16 protein-coding genes and 3 rRNA genes are annotated in these 25,500 nt (G+C 47.6%); 13 read left to right on the top strand and 6 right to left on the bottom strand.

Translation table 11 applies throughout. The annotated features are described in order from the left end of the window. The first annotated feature begins 47 nt into the window (after positions 1-47). The 8 genes from pssA (at position 48) to DYH48_RS15760 (ending at position 11,432) form a co-directional block, all read left to right on the top strand. Positions 48-899, top strand: coding sequence for a CDP-diacylglycerol--serine O-phosphatidyltransferase (gene pssA, locus DYH48_RS15795; RefSeq protein ID WP_107402438.1), 852 nt, complete (start codon positions 48-50; stop codon positions 897-899). Positions 900-1,631: 732 nt separating this feature from the next. Further along, positions 1,632-3,176 (top strand): 16S ribosomal RNA (locus DYH48_RS15790). 360 nt (positions 3,177-3,536) lie between these two features. Continuing rightward, positions 3,537-6,441 (top strand): 23S ribosomal RNA (locus DYH48_RS15785). A gap of 138 nt (positions 6,442-6,579) precedes the next feature. Next, positions 6,580-6,695: ribosomal RNA gene (rrf, locus tag DYH48_RS15780) — 5S ribosomal RNA — on the top strand. The 16S, 23S and 5S rRNA genes sit together here, the layout of an rRNA operon. Positions 6,696-6,970: 275 nt before the next feature. Continuing rightward, positions 6,971-7,225, top strand: coding sequence for a hypothetical protein (locus DYH48_RS23730; RefSeq protein WP_172481198.1), 255 nt, complete (start codon positions 6,971-6,973; stop codon positions 7,223-7,225). Positions 7,226-8,191: 966 nt separating this feature from the next. Then, positions 8,192-8,458 (top strand): OadG family transporter subunit, encoded by a 267-nt coding sequence (locus tag DYH48_RS15770; protein ID WP_115335307.1) that lies wholly within the window; start codon positions 8,192-8,194, stop codon positions 8,456-8,458. Between the two features lie 11 nt (positions 8,459-8,469). Next, positions 8,470-10,293 carry a sodium-extruding oxaloacetate decarboxylase subunit alpha gene (gene oadA, locus DYH48_RS15765; RefSeq protein WP_115336150.1) on the top strand — a complete coding sequence of 608 codons (1,824 nt, stop codon included), beginning with the start codon at positions 8,470-8,472 and terminating at the stop codon, positions 10,291-10,293. 8 nt (positions 10,294-10,301) lie between these two features. Further along, positions 10,302-11,432 carry a sodium ion-translocating decarboxylase subunit beta gene (locus DYH48_RS15760; RefSeq protein WP_006084952.1) on the top strand — a complete coding sequence of 377 codons (1,131 nt, stop codon included), beginning with the start codon at positions 10,302-10,304 and terminating at the stop codon, positions 11,430-11,432. A gap of 165 nt (positions 11,433-11,597) precedes the next feature. Here DYH48_RS15760 and DYH48_RS23725 read toward each other — a convergent pair whose 3' ends face one another. Beyond that, a complete protein-coding gene (locus DYH48_RS23725; protein WP_006080601.1) occupies positions 11,598-11,765 on the bottom strand; it encodes a hypothetical protein in 168 nt (55 codons plus the stop codon). Between the two features lie 252 nt (positions 11,766-12,017). After that, the gene (locus DYH48_RS15755) at positions 12,018-13,277 is read right to left on the bottom strand and encodes a dicarboxylate/amino acid:cation symporter (RefSeq protein ID WP_006084953.1); all 1,260 of its coding nucleotides are present in this window, start codon (positions 13,275-13,277) and stop codon (positions 12,018-12,020) included. A 292-nt stretch (positions 13,278-13,569) separates the two neighbouring features. On the opposite strand from DYH48_RS15755, the gene DYH48_RS15750 reads away from it, so the two are divergent. The 5 genes from DYH48_RS15750 to DYH48_RS15730 all read left to right on the top strand — a co-directional run bounded on the left by DYH48_RS15750 (position 13,570) and on the right by DYH48_RS15730 (position 20,182). Next, positions 13,570-13,995, top strand: coding sequence for a YqaA family protein (locus DYH48_RS15750; protein ID WP_115335306.1), 426 nt, complete (start codon positions 13,570-13,572; stop codon positions 13,993-13,995). A 256-nt stretch (positions 13,996-14,251) separates the two neighbouring features. Continuing rightward, positions 14,252-17,104, top strand: coding sequence for a M16 family metallopeptidase (locus DYH48_RS15745; protein WP_115335305.1), 2,853 nt, complete (start codon positions 14,252-14,254; stop codon positions 17,102-17,104). Positions 17,105-17,288: 184 nt separating this feature from the next. Beyond that, positions 17,289-18,938: a glutamate--cysteine ligase gene (gene gshA / locus DYH48_RS15740; protein WP_107402434.1), complete on the top strand. Its 1,650-nt coding sequence runs from the start codon at positions 17,289-17,291 to the stop codon at positions 18,936-18,938. Further along, positions 18,935-19,399: a hypothetical protein gene (locus tag DYH48_RS15735; protein ID WP_107402433.1), complete on the top strand. Its 465-nt coding sequence runs from the start codon at positions 18,935-18,937 to the stop codon at positions 19,397-19,399. The genes gshA and DYH48_RS15735 overlap by 4 nt, the downstream gene beginning before the upstream one ends. Before the next feature lie 165 nt (positions 19,400-19,564). Continuing rightward, entirely contained in the window at positions 19,565-20,182 is a 618-nt protein-coding gene (locus DYH48_RS15730) for a transglycosylase SLT domain-containing protein (RefSeq protein ID WP_305888104.1), read from the top strand. Between the two features lie 266 nt (positions 20,183-20,448). Here DYH48_RS15730 and DYH48_RS15725 read toward each other — a convergent pair whose 3' ends face one another. From DYH48_RS15725 to dauA, 4 genes are all read right to left on the bottom strand, one after another. Next, positions 20,449-21,702: a GGDEF domain-containing protein gene (locus DYH48_RS15725; protein WP_063883441.1), complete on the bottom strand. Its 1,254-nt coding sequence runs from the start codon at positions 21,700-21,702 to the stop codon at positions 20,449-20,451. 163 nt (positions 21,703-21,865) lie between these two features. After that, a complete protein-coding gene (purK, locus tag DYH48_RS15720; protein WP_115335303.1) occupies positions 21,866-22,969 on the bottom strand; it encodes a 5-(carboxyamino)imidazole ribonucleotide synthase in 1,104 nt (367 codons plus the stop codon). Continuing rightward, positions 22,969-23,460, bottom strand: a complete 492-nt coding sequence (gene purE / locus DYH48_RS15715; protein ID WP_006084961.1) for a 5-(carboxyamino)imidazole ribonucleotide mutase — start codon at positions 23,458-23,460, stop codon at positions 22,969-22,971. Before purE ends, purK begins: the two co-directional genes overlap by 1 nt. Before the next feature lie 269 nt (positions 23,461-23,729). After that, positions 23,730-25,493, bottom strand: coding sequence for a C4-dicarboxylic acid transporter DauA (dauA, locus tag DYH48_RS15710; protein ID WP_115335302.1), 1,764 nt, complete (start codon positions 25,491-25,493; stop codon positions 23,730-23,732). Positions 25,494-25,500 lie beyond the last annotated feature (7 nt).

The raw sequence follows: 25,500 nt of genomic DNA, 5'->3' as shown, positions 1-25,500 counted from the left end.
TTATCTTGAAAGCTAACTTCTCTTCACTGAACTAGCGTAATAAGTGTATGCAAAATTCTTCAAATCAAACAGTAAAGAATAAAGGTATCTATTTATTACCGAACCTTTTTACCACAGCGGGTTTGTTTTCTGGTTTTTATGCCGTAATTGCTTCCATGAATGCTAACTTTGAAGCCGCAGCGATAGCCATTTTTATTGCCATGATTTGTGATGGGCTCGATGGACGAGTGGCAAGACTGACTAATACCCAAAGTGATTTTGGTGCTGAGTACGACAGTATGGCCGATATGGTGTCCTTCGGAATGGCGCCAGCACTACTCGCCTACAATTGGGCATTAGCGGACTTAGGTAAAATTGGTTGGCTGGCCGCATTTATCTATTGCGCAGGTGCAGCACTCAGGCTTGCTCGATTTAATACGCAAGTTGGCGTCGCTGATAAGCGTTACTTTCAAGGTCTCGCCAGCCCGGCTGCCGCCGCTGTTATTGCTGGCAGTATTTGGCTTGGTAATCAATACAGTCTCGATGGAAGAAATATCAGTTGGATTGCGGCCCTTGTTACGGCAGCAACCGGTTTACTGATGGTCAGCAATTTCCGCTATCACTCCTTTAAAGAAATTGATTGGCGCGGCAAGGTTAACTTCATCGTGATCTTACTGGTCGTCGGTGTGTTTGTGGTGGTGTCGGTGCAACCTGCATTGATTTTATGTGTCGGCTTCTACTTATATGCGATTTCAGGCCCGATCATTACTATCAGAACGGTGAGAAAGCTCAAAGTCGCTCACGTTGTAGGAGATAATGTCACGGCGAGTGTCGAAACGAACTCCTCAGTCCAAGTCGCTGCACAAACTCAAGTCGTTACAGATCTCGAGAAAGAGAAACAAGAAGAGCATAAACCTTAGGGCTCGTGCATTTGATCATTGCTTATCATTAGCTAGGTGCAAACAAGAGTAAGGCATCACACTAGGCATAACGTTTTTAGAGGTTTACTGATAGATATAGCGAAAAATAGCTATCAACTTCTGTTTATGCCCATTCAATCTATTAAAACCTCTGCAATAGGTAATTTCTTCTGCCAGACTTATCAACCCAAACAGCGATATTGCTCAATATTGCAGTATATTTCTGCAGTTTGGTGGTTATTTATTCGCTTGGCGCTGATTGTTAAAAAAGCCCTTGCACAAAATCTCCTGCTCCCTATAATGCGCATCCACTGACACGGCAGACAGCGTTAAGCAGCCTGATGTGACAGTTCATCAATGAGTTTACTAATTGATGAGTGTTGAGAAAGTTTGCAAAAACTCCTTGACGCGAAACGGGAAATGCGTAGAATACGCAGCCCTAGCCAACTGGAAGCGTTCGACGCTCAGTGTGGTACTCAAGTTCTCTTACGGATATTGAGTTGCTCTTTAACAAGATAAAACAAGAAATCTGTGTGAACACTCACAGGTGTTGAGTTAATCGAAACTGCTTAACCTTCGGGTTGGCAGTCAAAAATTTAAATCAACCAATTCTTTCACGAGAGTGATGAGTGTTCATAGCAATATGTACAAAGACTTACTACTTATTTTCGAATAAATAGGAGTCGAACAGAATTCGTTGAGCCGTTTGACGTAAGTCAAACAACAAAACTTTAATTGAAGAGTTTGATCATGGCTCAGATTGAACGCTGGCGGCAGGCCTAACACATGCAAGTCGAGCGGCAGCGGGAAGGTAGTTTACTATCTTTGCCGGCGAGCGGCGGACGGGTGAGTAATGCCTAGGGATCTGCCCAGTCGAGGGGGATAACAGTTGGAAACGACTGCTAATACCGCATACGCCCTACGGGGGAAAGGAGGGGACCTTCGGGCCTTCCGCGATTGGATGAACCTAGGTGGGATTAGCTAGTTGGTGAGGTAATGGCTCACCAAGGCGACGATCCCTAGCTGTTCTGAGAGGATGATCAGCCACACTGGGACTGAGACACGGCCCAGACTCCTACGGGAGGCAGCAGTGGGGAATATTGCACAATGGGGGAAACCCTGATGCAGCCATGCCGCGTGTGTGAAGAAGGCCTTCGGGTTGTAAAGCACTTTCAGTAGGGAGGAAAGGTAATAGTTTAATACGCTGTTGCTGTGACGTTACCTACAGAAGAAGGACCGGCTAACTCCGTGCCAGCAGCCGCGGTAATACGGAGGGTCCGAGCGTTAATCGGAATTACTGGGCGTAAAGCGTGCGCAGGCGGTTTGTTAAGCGAGATGTGAAAGCCCCGGGCTCAACCTGGGAATTGCATTTCGAACTGGCGAACTAGAGTCTTGTAGAGGGGGGTAGAATTCCAGGTGTAGCGGTGAAATGCGTAGAGATCTGGAGGAATACCGGTGGCGAAGGCGGCCCCCTGGACAAAGACTGACGCTCAGGCACGAAAGCGTGGGGAGCAAACAGGATTAGATACCCTGGTAGTCCACGCCGTAAACGATGTCTACTCGGAGTTTGGTGTCTTGAACACTGGGCTCTCAAGCTAACGCATTAAGTAGACCGCCTGGGGAGTACGGCCGCAAGGTTAAAACTCAAATGAATTGACGGGGGCCCGCACAAGCGGTGGAGCATGTGGTTTAATTCGATGCAACGCGAAGAACCTTACCTACTCTTGACATCCACAGAAGCCAGTAGAGATACAGGTGTGCCTTCGGGAACTGTGAGACAGGTGCTGCATGGCTGTCGTCAGCTCGTGTTGTGAAATGTTGGGTTAAGTCCCGCAACGAGCGCAACCCCTATCCTTATTTGCCAGCACGTAATGGTGGGAACTCTAGGGAGACTGCCGGTGATAAACCGGAGGAAGGTGGGGACGACGTCAAGTCATCATGGCCCTTACGAGTAGGGCTACACACGTGCTACAATGGCGAGTACAGAGGGTTGCAAAGCCGCGAGGTGGAGCTAATCTCACAAAGCTCGTCGTAGTCCGGATTGGAGTCTGCAACTCGACTCCATGAAGTCGGAATCGCTAGTAATCGTGGATCAGAATGCCACGGTGAATACGTTCCCGGGCCTTGTACACACCGCCCGTCACACCATGGGAGTGGGCTGCAAAAGAAGTGGGTAGCTTAACCTTCGGGGGGGCGCTCACCACTTTGTGGTTCATGACTGGGGTGAAGTCGTAACAAGGTAGCCCTAGGGGAACCTGGGGCTGGATCACCTCCTTACCTATACGACTAACTTAATGTTTGTTGAGTGTTCACACAGATTGCTTGTTTATCTTCTCTTAGGAGAAGTCAGAGCTGAATGCGCCGCTAGCCGGTACGCATTGTTCTTTAACAATTTGGAAAGCTGATAGTATGTAACGTGATGATGTCTGTCGTCATGTTACTTACAAACCGATGTAAACGTGGAAACGTTTGCATCATGAGTTCTCAAACACTTTATTAAGTGTCTTGAATATTCAAAAGTAAATTATTCTTTATTGGATAGTTTACGTCTAAGGCGCGTCCACTTCTTTGGTCAGAAGTGAGACAAGTAAAACCAGCTGGTCGCAACAATTCAAGTGAAACTCATTTGGGTTGTATGGTTAAGCGACTAAGCGTATACGGTGGATGCCTTGGCAGTCAGAGGCGATGAAGGACGTAGTAACTTGCGAAAAGCGTTGGCGAGCTAGTAACAAGCATTTGAGCTAACGATGTCCGAATGGGGGAACCCAGCAGCATAAGCTGTTATCGCAACATGAATACATAGTGTTGCGAGGCGAACCCGGGGAACTGAAACATCTAAGTACCCGGAGGAAAAGAAATCAACCGAGATTCCCCTAGTAGCGGCGAGCGAACGGGGATTAGCCCTTAAGTCAGTGGGGTGTTAGTGGAATGTGTTGGAAAGCACAGCGGCACAGGGTGATAGCCCCGTACATGAAAACTAACCATTGATGAAAACGAGTAAGGCGGGACACGTGACATCCTGTTTGAATATGGGGGGACCATCCTCCAAGGCTAAATACTCCTGACTGACCGATAGTGAACCAGTACCGTGAGGGAAAGGCGAAAAGAACCCCTGTGAGGGGAGTGAAATAGAACCTGAAACCGTATACGTACAAGCAGTGGGAGCGGTTCTTGAGACCGTGACTGCGTACCTTTTGTATAATGGGTCAGCGACTTACATTTTGTAGCGAGGTTAAGCGAATAGCGGAGCCGTAGGGAAACCGAGTGTTAACTGCGCGTTTAGTTGCAAGGTGTAGACCCGAAACCCGGTGATCTAGCCATGGGCAGGTTGAAGGTTGAGTAACATCAACTGGAGGACCGAACCGACTAATGTTGAAAAATTAGCGGATGACTTGTGGCTGGGGGTGAAAGGCCAATCAAACCGGGAGATATCTGGTTCTCCTCGAAAGCTATTTAGGTAGCGCCTCGAGCGAATACCATTGGGGGTAGAGCACTGTTAAGGCTAGGGGGTCATCCCGACTTACCAACCCTTTGCAAACTCCGAATACCAATGAGTACTACTCGGGAGACAGACGGCGGGTGCTAACGTCCGTCGTCAAAAGGGAAACAACCCAGACCGTCAGCTAAGGTCCCAAAGTACTAGCTAAGTGGGAAACGATGTGGGAAGGCTTAGACAGCTAGGATGTTGGCTTAGAAGCAGCCATCATTTAAAGAAAGCGTAATAGCTCACTAGTCGAGTCGGCCTGCGCGGAAGATGTAACGGGGCTAAGCTAGTCACCGAAGCTACGGGTGCATTTCATTAGAGATGCGCGGTAGAGGAGCGTTCTGTAAGCCGTTGAAGGTGAAGGGGTAACCCACGCTGGAGGTATCAGAAGTGCGAATGCTGACATGAGTAACGATAAAGGGGGTGAAAAACCCCCTCGCCGAAAGACCAAGGGTTCCTGTCCAACGTTAATCGGGGCAGGGTGAGTCGACCCCTAAGGTGAGGCCGAAAGGCGTAATCGATGGGAAACAGATTAATATTTCTGTACTTCCGCTAACTGCGATGGAGAGACGGAGAAGGCTAGGCTAGCGCGGCGTTGGTAGTCCGCGTTTAAGGTGGTAGGTTGATTTCTTAGGCAAATCCGGGGAATCGCACTTTAGTGTGCAGACTGAGAGCTGATGACGAGGTCCTAAGGGACTGAAGTAGTTGATGCCATGCTTCCAGGAAAATCTTCTAAGCTTCAGGTTAGTGGGAATCGTACCCCAAACCGACACAGGTGGTCGGGTAGAGAATACCAAGGCGCTTGAGAGAACTCGGCTGAAGGAACTAGGCAAAATGGTACCGTAACTTCGGGAGAAGGTACGCTCCTGTTGGTGATGAGACTTGCTCTCTAAGCTGACGGGAGTCGCAGATACCAGGTGGCTGCAACTGTTTATCAAAAACACAGCACTGTGCAAACTCGCAAGAGGAAGTATACGGTGTGACGCCTGCCCGGTGCCGGAAGGTTAATTGATTGGGTTATCGCAAGAGAAGCTCATGATCGAAGCCCCGGTAAACGGCGGCCGTAACTATAACGGTCCTAAGGTAGCGAAATTCCTTGTCGGGTAAGTTCCGACCTGCACGAATGGCGTAATGATGGCCACGCTGTCTCCAGCCGAGACTCAGTGAAGTTGAAATTGCGGTGAAGATGCCGTATACCCGCGGCTAGACGGAAAGACCCCGTGAACCTTTACTATAGCTTGGCACTGAACATTGAACCTACATGTGTAGGATAGGTGGGAGACTTTGAAGTTGTGACGCTAGTCATGATGGAGTCGTCCTTGAAATACCACCCTTGTAGTTTTGATGTTCTAACCTAGGTCCCTTATCGGGATTAGGGACAGTGCCTGGTGGGTAGTTTGACTGGGGCGGTCTCCTCCCAAAGAGTAACGGAGGAGCACGAAGGTTGGCTAAGTACGGTCGGACATCGTACGGTTAGTGCAATGGCATAAGCCAGCTTAACTGCGAGACATACACGTCGAGCAGGTACGAAAGTAGGTCATAGTGATCCGGTGGTTCTGAATGGAAGGGCCATCGCTCAACGGATAAAAGGTACTCCGGGGATAACAGGCTGATACCGCCCAAGAGTTCATATCGACGGCGGTGTTTGGCACCTCGATGTCGGCTCATCACATCCTGGGGCTGAAGTCGGTCCCAAGGGTATGGCTGTTCGCCATTTAAAGTGGTACGCGAGCTGGGTTCAGAACGTCGTGAGACAGTTCGGTCCCTATCTGCCGTGGGCGTTGGATGATTGAAGGGAGCTGCTCCTAGTACGAGAGGACCGGAGTGGACGAACCGCTGGTGTTCGGGTTGTCATGCCAATGGCATTGCCCGGTAGCTACGTTCGGAATCGATAACCGCTGAAAGCATCTAAGCGGGAAGCGAGCCCTAAGATGAGTCATCCCTAGGAATTTAATTCCTCTAAAGAGCCGTTCGAGACTAGGACGTTGATAGGCATGGTGTGTAAGCGTTGTGAGGCGTTGAGCTAACATGTACTAATGACTCGAGAGGCTTAACCATACAACCCAGATGGGTTTTACTGAAAGCCTTAGACAGAATATCGACACTTGATGAAGTGCGAACTCAAACAAAGCAAATCAGCTTTCCGAATTATTATTAACGTGGTCCAGAGATGGACACGGTAATAAACAGAATTTGCTTGGTGACAATAGCCTTGTGGAACCACCTGATCCCATCCCGAACTCAGAAGTGAAACGCAAACGCGCCGATGGTAGTGTGGGGTCTCCCCATGTGAGAGTAGGTCATCGCCAAGCATCCAAATAAACAGAAAAGCCCTAGCCTAAACCGCTAGGGCTTTTCTGTTTATACGCTTCGCGAAAACTTATCTCGATGTCAACCCGCCGCTGAGCGGGATCCCCAGCTGCGCAATACATTGCTCCGCGCGACGCATCATCAAAATGCTGCGTATTTTAGGCAATGATGACTCGCCCCCATGCATCCCCTTCGGGGATAAAAGAAATTAGGTCATCGCCAAGCACCTAATTATCTCATTGAGATGTAACGAAGCCAGCTGAATAAGCTGGCTTTTTTGCGTCTGCAATTTGCAGAAATTGATATATTTTTCTTCCAACTTGCATGTTTCCCCACTATTTTTACTCACCAGCTCACCAGCTCACCAGCTCACCAGCTCACCAGCTCACCAGCTCACCAGCTCACCAGCTCACCAGCTCACCAGCTCACCAGCTCACCAGCTCATTTTTTAATTGTTGAGTTCCTTGTCGATCCTAGGCTTCCTTATTTCGTTCTTGTCCTATTACTTATACCAATCACATTAAATATCTAATCAGTTCACAGCCTCACAGTCATCTCAATCCAAGGCGCATTGACGCGGAAATAGTTATTCCCTTTTAAGTCAATGCAACACCGGAGTGGGATGCCGAAGGGCGGCTAACTGTTAACGGCATGGCAACGCGCTTTATACTGCGTTTAAGGTTTTCGACAGAGCACCACTATGCCTTCACTTCGCCTTGTCTAAAGCGCGTTGAACTCCCGCTGAATGAACAGATATTTAATACGATTGGTATTAATCCTGCGAATAGCTAAGAGCCTAAGGTCTACCTCGGGTAGCACTGTGGTTTATCTTTCGAGATAGCCGCTCCACAACAAACCGTATTGAGCCTCTAGCACCGCTTTGTGTTGGTATCAAGGGGACATTTAAGTTGTCAAAATGGATGATTTAATTTGTTAGATTGACCCCATTCCTCTTCTTCAATCAATTCCTTCAGAACGACATGCCTTTCTATATTCATTCAGAATCAAATAGCAGTGACTTGGATTGTGAAATCTGCATACTTTTTCACTTGGTTTATTCCTATGTCCGTTGTCTTCAATTTAGGAATCATTTTTTAGCCTAGGACATCATTTCGACTTAAATCCAGCATAGTGGGTATTTCATTATGGAATATTGAATTAATTGCCCGATTTATGAGGATTAATGACTGGCCGCCTTTGGATTTATTCAATATTGGTAAGACCAATTTACATTCACATGGTGTTTTTGTTATCAATTGGTTATGTTTGTAGCGGGTTAAGTTCAAGCTGATTTTCTTGTTGCGTGAGTTATTAATTTTTAAATGTGATTTTTTATTCAAAAATTCTTTGGTTTGGTGGTCGCTATGGGTCTGTCTACGAGAGACCCATAGTTTGTAAACCGCTCAACCGATTGAATGTTGAACTTGTGATGCGATAGCGATGGTTTGGGGCAATCGTACTTTTGATAGGGATTGAGAGAGTAAGGGGTAGGGGAGCTATGGAGGATGTAACGCAATCTTTATTGGATGCCGTTGGCATTATGTTTTTGGGGATGGGCTTAGTGTATTTATTTTTAGGTGTACTAATCCTTGGGATCCATTTAGTTGCGCGTTGGTGTGCAGTCGATGCTGCCTCTGCACGTTTTGCTAAAAATCATGCTAAAAGTCAGCAGAGGGTATCGCAATCTGATGCTAAGCCTTTAGATCCAAATGTGGTCGCTGCGATTTCATTGGCGGTAAAGCAGTATCGTTCACAGATTAAGTAATGGGGAGCAGTATGACTTTTGTATCTAATTCTACGACGGCAGTGGCTAAGCCATTATTTTTAACTGATGTCGTTTTGCGGGACGCGCATCAATCCATTTTAGCGACGCGCTTACGCATTGATGACATGTTACCGATAGCGCCACTACTCGATAAGATCGGCTTCTGGTCACTGGAATCTTGGGGCGGTGCAACTTTTGATGCCTGCATTCGTTATCTTGGTGAAGATCCTTGGGATCGAATTCGTGAGCTGAAAAAGGCCATGCCGAATACGCCGCAGCAAATGTTACTGCGTGGCCAAAACCTCTTAGGTTATCGCCATTATGCCGATGATTTAGTCACGCGTTTTGTTGAGCGCGCCCATACCAATGGCGTCGATGTATTTCGTATTTTCGATGCGATGAACGATGTTCGAAACCTCGAGACTGCGGTGAAAGCAGTGCGCCAAGTTGGCGGCCATGCGCAGGGGACGATTTCGTATACCACGAGTCCAGTGCATACCATAGAGACGTGGGTTGATATGGCAAAACGTCTCGAAGATATGGGATGCGATTCTTTGTGCATCAAAGATATGGCGGGCTTACTTAAGCCGATGGAAGCGTTTGAGCTTATTAGCCGACTCAAATCTCAGACGCAACTCGTGTTATCTATGCATTGTCATGCGACGACAGGGTTGAGTACGGCCACTTATCAGAAAGCCATTGAAGCGGGCATCGATGTGCTCGATACGGCAATTTCGTCGATGAGTCAAACCTATGGACATACTGCAACTGAAACTGTTATCGCTATGGTGGAAGATACTGAGCGCGCTACTGGTTACGATATGGTGTTGCTTGAAGAGATTGCCGCTTATTTTCGTGAAGTGCGCAAGAAGTACGCTAAGTTTGAAGGAGCGCTGAAAGGCATCGATTCGCGGATCTTACGTGCCCAAGTGCCTGGTGGCATGCTGACCAATATGGAGAGCCAATTAAAGGAGCAAGGCGCGGCCGATAAGATGGACTTGGTATTGGAAGAAATCCCCCGCGTTCGTGCTGATTTAGGTTTCTTGCCGTTAGTGACGCCCACATCGCAAATTGTCGGCTCGCAGGCGGTCATTAATGTGTTAATGGGTGAGCGTTATAAGTCACTGACGAAAGAGACTGAAGGCGTGCTTAAGGGCGAATATGGCGCGACGCCTGCGCCAGTAGATGCCGCATTGCAAGCCAGAGTGTTGCAAGGGGCTGAAGCTATTACATGTCGCCCTGCGGATTTATTAACGCCAGAGCTGGCTAAGTTACGGCTTGAGTTAGCTGATAAAGCACAGGAACAAGGCATTCGCCTATCTTCAGAGCATGACGATGATGTGCTGACCTATGCACTCTTCCCACAAATAGGATTGCAGCTCTTAAAGAATCGTGACGATCCAAGCGCCTTTGAGCCTAAACCTGAATTGACTTCAGCACTTGCTACTAATGCTGCGGATCGTGGCCCTGAAACCTACACGGTAACAGTCGAAGGGAAAGAGTACGTAGTTGAAGTCGCCACAGGCGGGGAGATCTCGCAAATCCAGCCACAGGGCCAAAGTGTTCATGCCGTGCAAACTGCTACGGCGAGCACTACGCCAACTGCGTGCCATGGAGAGATCAGGCTTGAAATGAGCGCGCCGCTGTCGGGCAACATCTTCAAAGTTCATGTTTCTCCAGGCGATAGAGTGTGTGAAGGCGATGTCGTGATCATCCTTGAGGCGATGAAGATGGAAACTGAAATTCGTGCTCAGGGCGATGGCATTATCGCTAAGCTCTGGGTGAAAGAAGGCGACTCAGTGTCTGTGGGTTCTCAATTACTGGCCTTGGCGTAGGAGTCATTATGGAAGGTTTAATGGCTTTTTGGGCCGAGACTGGTATTGCCCATTTTACTGGCGGGCAAGTGTTGATGATGGCAGTGGGCGCTTTGCTCTTGTATCTCGCCATTGTGCGTGGATTTGAGCCTTTGTTGTTGCTGCCCATTGGTTTTGGTGCAGTACTGGCGAACATTCCCCATGCGGGATTTACCGAAGAAGGTGGCATGCTGTATTACGCCTATCATGTGGGGATTGAGACTGGGGTGTTCCCACTGTTGATCTTTATGGGCGTCGGCGCGCTGACCGACTTTAGTGCCTTGATTGCCAATCCTAAAACCCTGTTGTTAGGGGCGGCGGCGCAGTTTGGGATTTTCGCGACATTGATTGGTGCGATAGCGCTGAACTTAGTGCCGGGCTTTGAGTTCACCATGAAGGACGCGGCGGCCATTGCGATTATTGGCGGTGCTGATGGACCTACGGCGATTTTCCTCGCCTCCAAACTGGCGCCTGAGTTATTGGGGGCGATTGCGGTCGCGGCTTATTCCTATATGGCGTTAGTCCCTATTATTCAACCGCCGATCATGCGCTTACTGACAACCCAAGCTGAGCGCGAAATTAAAATGGAGCAGCTGCGCGAAGTCAGCAAGAAAGAAAAGATCATTTTCCCTTTGATGGTGCTGGGATTAACGATCCTCTTCTTACCCGCGGCCACTCCGTTAGTGGGCATGTTTTGCCTTGGTAACTTGATGCGCGAATCGGGCGTAGTGGATAGATTATCGAAAACGGCGCAGAACGAGCTTATTAATATCGTCACGATTTTCTTAGGGTTAGCTGTGGGTTCTAAGTTATCCGCGGATCAATTCCTGCGGCTGGAAACCTTAGGGATTCTGGTTTTGGGTGCCTTGGCTTTCGGTGTTGGTACTGCCGCGGGGGTGTTGATGGCAAAGCTGATGTGTAAGCTGTCGGGCGGTAAAGTGAATCCGCTGATTGGCGCGGCAGGGGTGTCGGCTGTGCCTATGGCGGCGCGAGTCGTCAACAAAGTAGGGTTGGAAGCGAATCAACATAACTTCCTGCTGATGCATGCAATGGGGCCTAATGTGGCGGGGGTGTTAGGCTCTGCTGTGGCGGCGGGGATTTTACTTGCTGTTCTTGGGTAACGGATTGGGCTAATCACTGAGTTAACCGACTCGTGTTAACTGAATCGGGTTAACACGAGTCGGTAAGGGAGCGGGTTTAGCTTCGAACTTATTTCAATCGCTATGATTCCAATCGTTAGCTTAGTTTTATCACTAAGGCCAACTCAGTATTGAGTTGGCCTTTTGCTAAGCCGTTAACCACATTAACGTTATGAGGATTAAAATCATCCCTTCGCCTATGCCGATAATGTAGATAAAACCTCGTCTGCCTTGTTTTAGCGTGAGTTTGTTGGCTTTTAAAAATAACGCCCAAAACAAACATAGGATCAGCGGGATAAGGAAGAGTCTCGTCATTGTCTGTTCTGCTAAAATGTGAGTTAGAGTGGCTTCAGAGTCTAACAGCTTGATCTTATTTGGGTAACCTATTTTGCAGTTGATGAGGACCGTTGGAGTTGATTGGGGCTTTAAAGCCGACGGATTAAAGGCCGTTTGTTGAATAATAAAAAAGACCGCCTAAGCGGTCTCTTGATTTACATCATCTGCGCAATTTACGCAATTTACGCAATGTTACTGATGGTTTAGCGCAGTGGCTTCGATCCAGTATTGTTATTGCTGCGAACTCACAGGTGTAACGTCTTGGGTATCGTTCGAATAGAACTGCGCTTCATCGAGTTCATTTTCTGATTTACCAATCACGACTGCTGTCATCATATCGCCCGTCACGTTCGTTGCCGTGCGGATCATATCGATAATACGGTCAATCGCGGCGATAAAGGCAATGCCTTCAAGTGGCAGACCAATCACACCTAAGGTCACAGTTAACATCACCATTGCACTTCCCGGCACGCCAGCGGTACCAACAGAAGCGACGGTCGCAGTCACGGCAATCATCACATAGTCCAGTGTATCGAGCGGAATATTGTAAATCTGCGCGATGAAGATAGCGGCAATCGCAGGATAAATACCCCCACAGCCGTCCATGTTCATCGTCGCACCTAATGGCATCACAAAGGCGCTATAACGCTTTGATACGCCCATGGTTTCGACTGCACGTGTACTCGCAGGTAAAGTACCGAAACTTGAAGAAGTACTAAAGGCGACTAACTGCGCTGGCATAGCTTTGCGGAAAAATTGCAGTGGGCTTAAACCACCGACAAATTTCACTAAGCCACCGTAGACAAAGATGATGTGGATAAAGGCGGCAATGTAGATAGCCCCGATAAACTTACCTAAAGGCAGTAGAGTTGATAAACCGTATTCACCGACAACCCAAGCCATTAAACCAAACACACCGATAGGGGTTAGTTTTAAGACCATGCGAGTCAGTTGGAACATGACTTCTGCGCCCGCTTCTATGGTGCGTTTTAGCGGCTCAGCTTTCTCGCCGACTTTATTGATAGCGATACCCACTAACGCGGCAAACACGATAATTTGCAGTACCTTGCCTTCAGCCAGTGAGGCGAAAGGATTGACTGGTATCATATCGAGCAACACTTGTGCAAAACCGGGAATATTACGCTCGCGCACTTCCGTTGCCGTGAGCTGCATAGTGCCGCCCATGTCGATCATTGAACCTACGGCTAAGCCAATCAGCGAGGCAATCGTGCCTGTCAGCATGAACATGCCTAAGGTTTTAAGGCTCAAGCGTTTCAGGCTAGTTTGCGAGCCTAGCGACGTGATACTGACGACAATGGCACAAAATACCAAAGGCGCGACCAACATCTTAATGGCGCCAATGAACAGATCACCGAGTGGTTTTAGCACTGTGGCGCTTTCACCTAAAATAACGCCAACGAGCGCACCTAAGATAAAGCCTGCTAAGACTTTTTGCCAAAACGGAATGCGGCTAATGGTTTGAAGGATCATGCATATTCCAGAAAAATAAATTAAGAGTGAGCCAATAGACCTGCGATGATAGGATTCGTATTCAACGAGTTGAGCGTGATGTTAACGCGCTCTCAGTCATGCGCATGGTCATTGATTGCCATAATTAAACCATTGTATCGACAGAGCTAGGGTTATAACAAACCGTTTTTCTTATAACTTATTGTGATAAGTGAGTTTGTTGTAAAAAGATTAAGTGAAACATTCAATTAACCCATGACAAACCTTATCGCCTTGAATACAAAAAGAGAGATTTATCATTGAGTAAGCCATTATGACTGAGTTAGGTATTATGTTCTCCGGCGCTTTTTTAGCGGCGACTTTGTTACCGGGGGGATCTGAAGTCTTACTCGTGGCGCTATTAAACAAAAACCCAGAGGCTTGGGTTGCGCTGGTCGTGGTGGCAAGTATTGGCAACACGTTGGGCGCGATGACCAGTTTCTATTTAGGCCGCTTAGGTCGCCTCGCAAAATCACCAGAAGCGTTAGCGACAGGTAAACACGCAAAGGGGCTCGCCATGATTGAACGCTACGGCGTGTGGGCGCTGTTACTCTCATGGGCACCGGTTGTTGGCGATATTCTCTGTTTATTGGCGGGCTGGGTGAGGTTGCCGCTAATTTCCTCTTTACTGATGATTTTAATCGGTAAAACAATTCGTTACTTAATTGTTGCCGCTGCCGTGCTGCAATGGATGGCTTGATGGCGTTAGGATGCATTTAATGGTTAAGGGCGGGGAGTGTTTTTCCGTTTAGACTGAATTTACTGTATAGATAGGAACTTAGTGTCAATTTTGCGAGTCATAAATCCCAATGCTTAATCATTTAAGCGCACTTTATTCTACGGACTTTGACTCAGCGGACTGTGAATAAGCGTACTATGACTAAGCGCATTGTGACGCTACACAGCGATGAATATACGCAGCACTATGATTATGAAGCTGTATTTTTGACCCATTGATGTATGAGGGGAATGTTTTGAAGAAATGGATATTAGCGGTCGCAATTTCTGCCGCACTCGCGGGCTGTGCATCTGAAACGACTACGGCGAACTTGCCCGCAGGCGTTAAACTTATTGAAAATGTGCAACTGGCCGATTCGCAAGTAGGGATCCCCTACAAAAAGTACCAATTAGCCAATGGGTTAACGGTTATTTTGCATCAAGATGATTCCGATCCCTTAGTGCATGTCGACGTCACTTATCATGTGGGCTCTGCCCGTGAATTGGCTGGCCGTTCGGGTTTTGCGCATTTATTTGAACACATGATGTTCCAAGGCTCGCAGCACGTCGCCGATGAACAACATTTTGAAGTGGTTACCGAAGCTGGCGGCACCTTAAACGGCACGACTAATACCGACAGAACCAACTACTTTGAAACCGTACCCAGCAATCAATTAGAGAAAATGCTGTGGCTTGAGTCGGACCGTATGGGCTTTTTATTGCCAGCGCTCACCAGTGAAAAATTTGAAGTGCAGCGCGAGACAGTGAAAAACGAGCGTGCACAGCGTATCGATAATCAGCCCTATGGCCGCATGAGTGAGCGTTTTAGCCAAGCCATGTATCCTGTCGGTCATCCTTATTCTTGGCCTGTGATTGGCTGGCCGGACGATCTTAATCGCGCCACAGTTGATGATGTTAAACACTTTTTCCAACGTTGGTATGGGCCTAACAATGCAACCCTGACCATAGGTGGCGATTTCGATGAAATGCAGACCTTAGCCTGGGTGAATAAATATTTTGGTGAAATCCCCCGCGGCCCTGAAGTCTCGTTAGAGCAAAAGGCGCTGGTTAACTTAGATAAAACGCGTTACATCTCCATGGAAGATCAAGTGCACTTGCCTTTGATCCGTATTGGTTTTCCAACCGTATACGCAAGGCATCCTGATGAAGCTGCGCTCGATCTGTTAGCCAATATTTTAGGCGGCGGCAAAACATCCTTGTTATATAAAAACTTGGTGAAGGATGGTTATGCCGTGCAGGCCAATGTCAGCCACCCTTGCCAAGAGCTGGCGTGTCAGCTGTCGATTTATGCTTTAGCTAATCCTGAAAAGGGTGGCAAACTGGCGGATCTGGAACAACGTATCCTCGACTCTATTAAGGAGTTTGAGCAACGTGGCGTTACCGATGACGATTTGCAAAAAGTTAAAGTGCAGTTTGAGGCCGATACCATTTACAGCCTGCAAAGTGTTTCTGGCAAAGTGTCTGCCTTAGCGATGAACCAAACGCTGTCGGGCAATCCGAACATGATAGCTTCAGATTTGAGTCGTTATGCTAATGTGACCAAAGACGATGTGATGCGCGTGTTCAAGCAATACATTAAAAATAAGCCTATGGTGGTGATGAGTGTGGTGCCGCAGGGTATGACGTCACTTATCGCCCATGCCGATAACTTCACGCCAGCGACCTTGCCCATTGCGCAAACGGCGGTTGAAGGGGATTTGCCAAAGCCTGAACTTGTTTCAAGTTTTGATCGAACTAAGATGCCAGCATCAGGCGCCGCACCTGTGTTAAAGGTTCCGACAATATGGACAAAAACCTTAGCCAATGGCATAGAAGTCATGGGCACACAAAGCACTGAAACGCCAACGGTTGAGCTGATTGTGTACCTTAATGGCGGCCATAGACTGGTACCAGTTGAAAAAGCGGGCTTAGCAACGCTAACTGCGGAAATGCTCAATGAGTCGAGCCAGAAACGCAGCAGTGAAGCGCTTTCGCAAGCGTTAGAAATGCTCGGCAGTTCAGTCGACTTTAGTGCCTCTGAATATCAAAGTGCGATTAAAATATCGACGCTGACAGCGCATTTAGATGAGACGCTGGCGATTATGGAAGAAAAGCTCTTCCAGCCAGCCTTCAACGAAGCGGACTTTACCCGAGTAAAACAGCAGCAGTTACAGCAGATCCAGCATATGCAGTCTGATCCTAGCTACCTTGCTGATACGGCGTTGTCGTCTTTGTTATACGGTAAAGACAATGCCTTAGGCGTGAATGACATAGGTACGCTCGATTCAGTCGCTGCGCTCACGTTAGCCGATGTAAAAGCGTTTTATGCCCAGCAGTATCAAGGCGGTAACGCTAAAATCGTCACAGTCGCCAATTTACCTGAATCAGTATTATTGCCTAAGTTAGCGGGATTGAGTCAGTGGCAAGGGGCCGCAGTTGTGGTGCCGCCACTTAAGCCATTCCCAGCATTAAAAGGCGGTACGATTTATCTGATTGATAAACCTGGCGCAGCGCAATCGGTGATCAATATCGCCAAGCGCGCATTGCCCTATGATGCCACAGGCGATTACTTTAAATCTTACCTGATGAATTATCCGCTCGGCGGCGCATTCAATAGTCGTATCAACCTGAATTTACGTGAAAATAAAGGTTATACCTATGGCGCTCGCACCAGTTTTGCGGGCGGTGCTGAAGTCGGTGATTTTGTCGCATCAAGTAACGTTCGTAGTGATGTGACGGCGAAAGCACTCACTGAGTTTGTAAAAGAAATCAGTGCGTACCAGCAAAAGGGTATGACGGATACTGAACTTGCCTTTATGCGAAATTCAGTCTCGCAAGGCCAAGCACTTGATTATGAAACGCCGTATCAAAAAGCGGGCTTTATGCGAATGATCCAACGTTACCAATTGAGCCAAGATTTTACGACTCAACAGGATAAGATCATTAATACTGTAACAAAAGATGAACTCAATGCCCTCGCGGCTTCCGAGCTAGATATCAATAAAATGGTGATTCTAGTGGTGGGAGATAAAGCGAAAATCGAAGCAGATTTAGCGGCATTGGGCTATCCAATTGAAACTTTAGTATTGTAAATTGGTATTTCGCCCTTATATAGGTGAGAGGCGGGTACGTTAATTAACGACTATTCGTCACATATTTACCGGATTTACATCGAAAGACGGTGACAGCATTAGCTGTCACCGTCTGCTTTTAACAGTACAAGTTGTGAATTTGGCTTGCCCCACAGACAGGTTTAGATTTATTTTGAGGCGTATTTTGCAAGATAAGCCTCAAAATAAAGGTCTGACTGTTAACCTTGTCGCGATAGCGAATCACCAATTAGAGAAGCGCAAATTGAAGTCATTCAATGAATTAGTACAACATCTCTCGGACGCCCATGGGCGCACCGCACTCTTGGGTATGTTACGTGGCATAGAACGTGAGGCGTTGCGGATTGATGAGTCGGGTTATCTCGCCACCGATTCGCATCCTGAAGCCTTAGGCTCAGCGTTAATGCATTCGCGTATTACGACGGATTACAGTGAGGCCTTGCTCGAGTTTATTACTCCGGTAAATAATAATGTTGAGCAATTGCTAAACGGATTAACTGAAACTCACGCCTTCAGCGTGCGCCATTTAAATGGTCAGCGTCTGTGGCCTGTGAGCATGCCTTGTTATGTGAAGGACGAGAAACAGATCCCCGTTGCCCGTTATGGTTCATCAAATACCGGTATGATGAAAACCTTATATCGTAAGGGCTTAACCTATCGTTACGGCGCCTTGATGCAGATTATTTCTGGGGTGCACTTTAACTTTTCGGTATCGCAAGAGTTATGGCAAAGCCTGTACGAATTGAGCGATAAGCAGTTAAGTTACGATGATTTTATTTCTGAATCCTATTTTGGCTTGATCCGTAACTACCGCCGTTTAGTCTGGGTGCTACCTTATTTATTTGGTGCCTCACCAGCGTTATGTAGCTCTTTCATTAAAGATCAAAAAACCGATCTCAAGTTTGAAAAAACGGGTCACGGTACTTTGTATCTACCCTATGCGACTTCGTTGCGTATGAGCGATTTAGGCTATACCAACAAAGAGCAAGAAGAGCTGAATATCAGTTATAACTCTTTGCCTGAGTATCTGGCTGGCGTGAATGCGGCCATCAAAATGCCTTCGGCAAACTTTGCCAATATCGGCGTTAAAGTCGATGGTGAGTATCGTCAGCTCAATGCTAACGTATTGCAGATTGAAAACGAGTTCTACTCGCCAATACGTGCAAAACGGGTGACGCGCAGTGGCGAGAAGCCGTCAGAAGCCTTAGCCCGTGCCGGGGTGGAATACATTGAAGTACGTGCTTTAGATGTTAATCCATTTAGCCCGATTGGCATTGAGGCGACCCAAGTGCGCTTCCTCGATTTATTCCTGCTCTATTGTTTATTAACGCAGTCGCCTAAGTCTGAAGCCAGCGAAGAGGCGAGATTAAGCGCGAATCTTAAAGCTGTAGTGCTTGAAGGCCGTAAACCTGGGCTTGAGTTATTAACCGCAGACGGTTCACGTTCGCTTAAATCTTGGTTAGAAGAGTTGTTTGATGCCCTGCAACCTTTGGCGGTATTGCTCGATGGTGAGGCGACGGATTATCAAGTGGCGTTAGCCCATTGGCGTAAAGCGGTTGAAGATCCTAACTTGACCCTGTCGGGACAAGTGCTGCAAAACGTGATCAACAAAGGCCAAGATCATGGTCAGTGGGTGATGACGTTGGCGCAGCAATACTATCAATTCTTTGTCGATTATCCCTTGTCGAGCGAGACTGTTGCGCAGTATCAAGCCGAAGCATCTAGCTCGCTTAACAAACAGGCCGAGCTAGAAGCGGCGCAGCGTTCAGTTTCGTTTGATGATTATCTGGAAGATTACTTTGGAGCTCAGTCGTGAAAGGGGGCTTATTCTCTTTCACTCGCTTGCGTATCAGCGCAGCTTTGATTGGGGCCAGTGCCTTATTATCAGGCTGCGCCGCTTCACCAGAAGATCCACTGGGCTGTGGCACTGTGTCGGGTTATTTGCAGCCCGATGCCAGCACTCACTGGTATCGCGTCGTCGTGACCCATTTAAACGGTCAGGCAGTGGTCTCTAAGCCTAATTATCAGCTATCGCCCGGCGAATATGAGTTTACTGTCGCGGAACTGATTGATGATCCTAGCTTGTCGGTCACGCTTGCCGCACGAACGCCTAAGGTATTTAAGCTCAATGTTGAGAGCCATCAGCGTTATCATATCGGTGCGCTATTTCACACCGATAAGCGTTATATGGGCAAAGACACGGGATATTGGGAACCGGGTGTGTGGCAGCAAGAAGAGCATGAGTGTCAATTTGAGCTGAGTCCCGAAACGAAATAGCCAAAGCGTTAAGCTCAAGTGCTAAGCCAGCAACATCCGATTTAAGTCAGATTGATTTACCCCTTGCGCTTAGATCTTCTAAGCGCAAAAAAGCTTTTTATGCTTGCCTCAGACTGAGTCTATGACATCATGGAGCCAGCTAACTCTCCAAAGAATATGATATTAATGAATAAACCCTCCGCTATCTTACTCTGCGCAAGTCTCGGCATCTTGTCTGGTTGCGCGACGTCTCCGCCTAAGTCTCCTGAAAATTTGTGTGAGATATTTCAAGAACACCGAGATTGGTACGATGCCGCTAAAGACGCCCGTGACAAATGGGGCGTGCCAGTGCATGTGCCGTTGGCGATGATGTATCAAGAGAGTTCATTCAAGCACAATGCCGCGCCACCGATGGAATACTTTCTAGGATTTATCCCTATTGGCCGTGCCAGCGATGCCTATGGTTATGCGCAGGCTAAGACCATGACGTGGGATGATTATGTGCGTGAGACGGGCAACAGTTGGTCGAGCCGCGGTGATTTCGATGATGCTATGGATTTTATGGGCTGGTTTATCAGTAAAACCCATAAGATTAATGGCGTGTCTAAATGGGATGCGCGGGCCCAGTATCTTAATTATCACGAAGGCTGGGGCGGTTATCGCCGTGGCAGTTACAAGTCTAAGGCGTGGTTAGTGAAAGTAGCTAACAAAGTGGATGCGCGATCTAAACGTTACGCGGCGCAATATAAAACCTGCCAAAAAGATTTGGATTCATCTTGGCTGTGGCGTTTATTCTTTGGTTAGGGTTAGGGTTAGGGTTAGGGTTAGGGTTAGGGTTAGGGTTAGGGTTAGGGTTTGGCTAGAGCTTAGCTAGAGTCTAGTTTGATCCCATTGTCAGCCATTTGAATGAGAGTCTATGGCTGATTTTAGGTGTTTAACTCAGATATTTAATTGAGAGAGTTAATCGAAGTAATCAGTTGAGATAGTCAACTCTGATATTCAACTTCAATACTTACTGACTTTTGATATTGGACAGTTGATAGCGGCTGTAGTACCTGAGTTCAACGAACTTATTGTGCTTTCACCGCGAAAGTTTCTAATGCTTTAATGGCTTTCTTCTTCGCGCGCTTTTGCTCATACATGGCATGATCTGCAGTCTTAAAGGATTGATACCAATCGGTTTCAAACGGAGCAATCCCAAAACTAAAAGCGAGGCTAAGCTCTGAGCCTTGATTCAAGGTTTTGCGCATATTATCTAAGTCCTGCTCGATTTGGGTTAGCGGTCCATGGCATAAAGCGACAAACTCATCGCCACCAAAACGGGAAATAATGCCCTTATTTTGCCAATAGGTCAGTATGGCTGTGGCTGTGCGCTTAATGGCAACATCGCCTGTCTGGTGCCCATAGGCATCATTAATGGCCTTGAGATTATCCATATCGATAATAATCAAAAAGCTGCCAAGGTGAGGTTTGTGCTGCCAGTGGTGCAGTTCATCTTCAAAATTCTTTCGATTATAAAGCCCTGTGAGGGGATCGAAATTCGCAAGTTTAGTGATCTGCTGTGACTTCTGATAGAGCGCAATGGCATTACTGGCTTCGTGGGTCAGGATAGAGACAAGGTTGCGGTCGTAATCGCTAAAGGCACCAAGGCTACTGCTGTCGAGATTGAGCATGCCATAGAGCTTGCCATCGATACGGATAGGGCTAGACAGTGTTGAGCGTATCGGCTGCTTCGACACTGTGAGTAACACTCTTTGATCATCTTCCGTTAAGGTGCTGGCCGCATTGATATTTTTCATATCATTGATGACCACGACCTGATCGCATCTCCCCTTAGTGAGCCGATATTCAAAGGTTTGCTCTAAGGTAAAATCCAGTTGTCTGAGTTTTGCTAAATCGAGCCCCACGACAGATTCGAAATGCAGTTTGTTATTGGCTTCGTTGACTTTAATGATGCTGCCCATTTCGGCACCATTAATCACGTATACGGCTTTGTTGAGCAAGGCGTCGAGAAAAGCATGCTCATTTTTATAATGGCTTGAGAGGTGCGCGAGCTCGTAAATGGCATCATTGATGGTGACGACTTGCTCTAAATGCTCCCACAGTCGAGTTAAACGACCTTGATGCAAATAGTAAATCAGGCTGTAGGCAAAAATGTAAATGATGCAAACAAACAGTAATGGCAGGATAGTCCAACCTTCTGTGGGTGCATTAAAGATAAATAGCAGGACGAATAGACATATCGGCACGATGAGCAATAGCAGATGATAGCGATAATCTAAGCGATCTATGGTCTTACGTTTGAAATTATCCCTTAATTTCACTCGAGTATTCCTTTATCCGTGTCATTGCTAGCCACAATTGAATGCTATACATCACTAACGTATCTACACTGAGTTCTGTTAAGTATATAACGAAAATTGAAATATAAACTGATATGAAACTGCGAACAATTTCATATCAGTGATTTTGGTACTAAATACTGAATTAACGCGAATTTTCTGCGTATTCGGCCAATATCCAGGCTAAAGGAGCTTGGTATTGGATGGGCATCCACGTTTGCAGTGCGGCTATGCTCTGGTTGAGCACAGCTTGATTTGGCACTGATAGGTTCAAATGGCCAACTTTACGACCAGGGCGCACTTCTTTGTTGTACCAGTACAACTCAGCATTGGGCAAACTTAACCAGCGTGGATCATTATCAATCCCGATAAGATTGACCATAACACACTGAAAATTCACTTGTGGCTGTGGGATCGCAATTCCGCAAAGTGCACGCAAATGCAGCTGGAATTGATCCATATGGGTTCCGGCTTGAGTCCAATGGCCTGAGTTGTGCACTCGCGGTGCCAGTTCATTCACCAATAACTCATCGCCAACACGGAAGCATTCCATCGCCATCACGCCAACGTATTCAAGCTCATGCATAATGGCGCTGAGCATAGCTTCGGCTTGGGCTTGCAAAGGGCTTAAGCGTGTCAGTGGCGAAATCGACGCCATTAAAATGCCATCTTGATGTAAGTTCAGCGTCAGCGGATAAAACACGCATTCGCCTTCGCGAGTACGGACGCCAACTAATGATACTTCTTCATCAAAATTAATCGCTTGCTCAGCAATTGCAAGGTTACGCCAATTGTTTGGAATATCACCCGCTTCGGCTTGTTTAAGCCAGTGTTGACCTTTACCGTCATAACCACCGGTACGGCGTTTCATCAAGACTCTTGGGCCATAGTGCTGATACAGGGTATCGACTTGGGTGTTATCGTCAACTAAGGTCCAAGGCGCTGTGGGAACACTGAGCTGGTCGAGTAGACTTTTTTGGCTAAAACGGTCGGCTAAACGGCTAAATACCGGACCATTAACAAAATGGGGGTGTGAGCTGAGTTGTAAGCTAAGGGCGGATTCAGGCCACTGTTCGCGCTCGGCGGTGATGATGTCGTGTGGCGCGAGTGGCAGGATGTCATCCGTAGGCGTCATGATATCAACGGCGTTAACTTCAATCGCCAATGGCTCGCCAGCGTGGGTCAACATAGCGCCCAGCTGACCATTACCTAATACCCAAACTTTAGGTTTAGTGTTTGTCTGGGTCATTAAACTTCCCTCGGATCTGGATTGTCCAGTACCGCACGGGTCTGTTCTTCTCTGAAAGCGTCAACACGAGCCGCTAATTCTGCATCGTTATTCGCAAGGATTTGGCAGGCCAATAATCCCGCATTGAATGCGCCCGCTGTGCCTATCGCTAAAGTGCCAACGGCGATGCCTTTTGGCATTTGAACGATAGACAATAAGCTATCCATACCTGACAGGGCTTTACTTTGGACTGGGACACCTAATACGGGTAAGCGAGTTTTAGAGGCAATCATACCGGGTAAGTGCGCTGCACCACCGGCGCCACCAATGATGATTTTAAAACCACGATCGGCGGCAGAGGCTGCAAACTCCATGAGTTTATCTGGCGTTCTATGGGCGGAAACCACTTCAACATGATAAGGCACTTGCAGTTTATCCATTATCTCAGCGGCGGCTTCCATCGTGGGCCAATCACTTTTAGAACCCATAACAACAGCAACAAGGGCTTGCATGATAACTCCTTAACTCACTAATTTTAATTATATTTTGACCTTGTTTCAGGTCTAGGTACAGTTGATGCTTGTCTAGCCGTCACCGGTAGCAAGCATCATGGCGCTGAATAATACCATGATCCTCGTCATTTCTGCCCGTTTTTGCGAGCGAAAAAACGTCTTTTGCTGCGATGAATGGCTTGAGTAATTGAGCCATAAAAAAGACCAATCCTGAGATTGGCCTTTGATTTAAGTCAGCAGCATTAAGCCGCTGAAATTGCGCTGCGGGTTTACTGTGTCTGCTTATCCGCAGTGATTTCTGTTTGCTGAGTGATAACTGGCGCTTCGGCCATGGCTTCTCGTAGGGTCGAGTAAAACTTCAACACGCCCTCAATCGGCTGGATCTTGGCTCTTGCTAGCGTTCGAATGGGCTGGAACTGTAGATCGGCAATAATCAGCTTAGTCTTATTTGCTTTACATTTTTCAATCAGTTTTGTCAGCGCGGCTAAGCCTCCAGCATCCAAAATCGAGACCCCATCGAGATACAGCACTATCACTTGTTTATCTTCGGTGAGGCTGGCGATTTCGGAGAAAATGCGATCGGCAGCGGCGAAAAATAGCGGCCCGTTAATTTTGAGAACAGCCCAATCGGCGGGTAACTCTTGATCGACATAACGCTTGTTGGTGCTGATATCGTAAAGCCTTGTCATCTCGGCAATTTCCTTCATAAACAGCAAGGCGGCGAGAATGATCCCCACGCTGATGGCAATGACCATGTCGAATATAACCGTTAATGAAAAACAGCTAACAAAGACCATGATATCGCTGGTGGGCGCGGTTTTAACTAAATGCAGCGCTTTGTGGGCCTCACTCATGTTCCAAGCTACGACGAGTAGCAGGGCAGCCATGGCCGACATCGGCAAGTAGGCGAGTACGCCCGCTAAGGCGACTAAACCAAACAATACCACTATGGCGTGGATCATGGCCGCAATTGGACTCTGTGCGCCCGCTTTGACGTTCGCCGCGCTACGGGCGATTGCCGCTGTCGCTGGAATCCCGCCAAAAAACGGCGTGATGATATTACCTATGCCTTGGCCCAGTAACTCACTGTTGGCACTATGGCGTTTGCCTGTCATACCATCGAGCACCACAGCACATAGTAGCGATTCAATCGCCCCTAACATGGCAATGGCAAAGGCGGCAGGTAACAAGGCTTGAAAGGTCGCGAGATTAAATTGAAAAGCTTGGCCATTGGCGCCAGCTTGCAGCCAAGGCCACTCGAAACTCGGCAATACTGCAGGGATCCCCATGCCTGTGGTGCCATCACTCAGTTGATAGTGAAAACGGGTTCCTATGGTTTCTATATCAGCGCCCATGGCATTGAGCACCAAGGCGAGGATAGTGCCGAGTATGATTGCCGGAAGGTGCGCTGGAACAGGTGTTTTGAGTTTAGGCCAAAGTAGCATAGTCGCTAGGGTGGCGCTTGCAACCAGTAAGCTAGGTAAATGGATTGAAGGTAGCGCTTGGGCTAATGCCATTAGCTTGGCCAGATATTGCTCCGGCATATGAGCAATTTCGAGCCCGAAAAAGTCCTTTAGCTGCAAGGTGGCAATCACTACGCCAATCCCTGCGGTAAAACCTAAGGTGACGGATTCGGGAATATACAGAATCAACCGACCTAGGCGCAGCGTCGCCATGCCGACGAGTATCATTCCCGACATCACAGTCGCGATTAATAATCCTGCTAAACCAAACTGTTGGGCTATGGGGTAGAGCAATACCACAAATGCCGCTGTCGGGCCGGACACGCTGTAACGTGAGCCGCCAGACATGGCGATAATAAAGCCGCCGACAATGGCGGTATACAAGCCGTATTGAGGCGCAACACCACTGGCAATGGCTAATGCCATCGCTAATGGAATTGCAATAATACCCACAGTGAGACCGGCAAGAAGATCTTGCCCAAAACGTTTAAACGAATACTTATCCTTCACGCAAGCTTCTGTGAGTGCGTGGGCGATCCTTAGGGAAAATAAATGAGCTGAGTGTGACACAAGAGGG

It is taken from the genome of Shewanella baltica (assembly GCF_900456975.1).
Lineage (GTDB): Bacteria > Pseudomonadota > Gammaproteobacteria > Enterobacterales > Shewanellaceae > Shewanella > Shewanella baltica.
This window is presented reverse-complemented; position numbering and strand designations above follow the sequence as displayed.

Bases quoted from the DNA above. Each gene is read 5' to 3' on its own strand.
- pssA (WP_107402438.1), top strand. From the start codon at position 48: ATGCAAAATTCTTCAAATCAAACAGTAAAGAATAAAGGTATCTATTTA.
- DYH48_RS15770 (WP_115335307.1), top strand. From the start codon at position 8,192: ATGGAGGATGTAACGCAATCTTTATTGGATGCCGTTGGCATTATGTTT.
- oadA (WP_115336150.1), top strand. From the start codon at position 8,470: ATGACTTTTGTATCTAATTCTACGACGGCAGTGGCTAAGCCATTATTT.
- DYH48_RS15760 (WP_006084952.1), top strand. From the start codon at position 10,302: ATGGAAGGTTTAATGGCTTTTTGGGCCGAGACTGGTATTGCCCATTTT.
- DYH48_RS23725 (WP_006080601.1), bottom strand. From the start codon at position 11,765: ATGACGAGACTCTTCCTTATCCCGCTGATCCTATGTTTGTTTTGGGCG.
- DYH48_RS15755 (WP_006084953.1), bottom strand. From the start codon at position 13,277: ATGATCCTTCAAACCATTAGCCGCATTCCGTTTTGGCAAAAAGTCTTA.
- DYH48_RS15750 (WP_115335306.1), top strand. From the start codon at position 13,570: ATGACTGAGTTAGGTATTATGTTCTCCGGCGCTTTTTTAGCGGCGACT.
- DYH48_RS15745 (WP_115335305.1), top strand. From the start codon at position 14,252: ATGTATGAGGGGAATGTTTTGAAGAAATGGATATTAGCGGTCGCAATT.
- DYH48_RS15730 (WP_305888104.1), top strand. From the start codon at position 19,565: ATGAATAAACCCTCCGCTATCTTACTCTGCGCAAGTCTCGGCATCTTG.
- purK (WP_115335303.1), bottom strand. From the start codon at position 22,969: ATGACCCAGACAAACACTAAACCTAAAGTTTGGGTATTAGGTAATGGT.
- purE (WP_006084961.1), bottom strand. From the start codon at position 23,460: ATGCAAGCCCTTGTTGCTGTTGTTATGGGTTCTAAAAGTGATTGGCCC.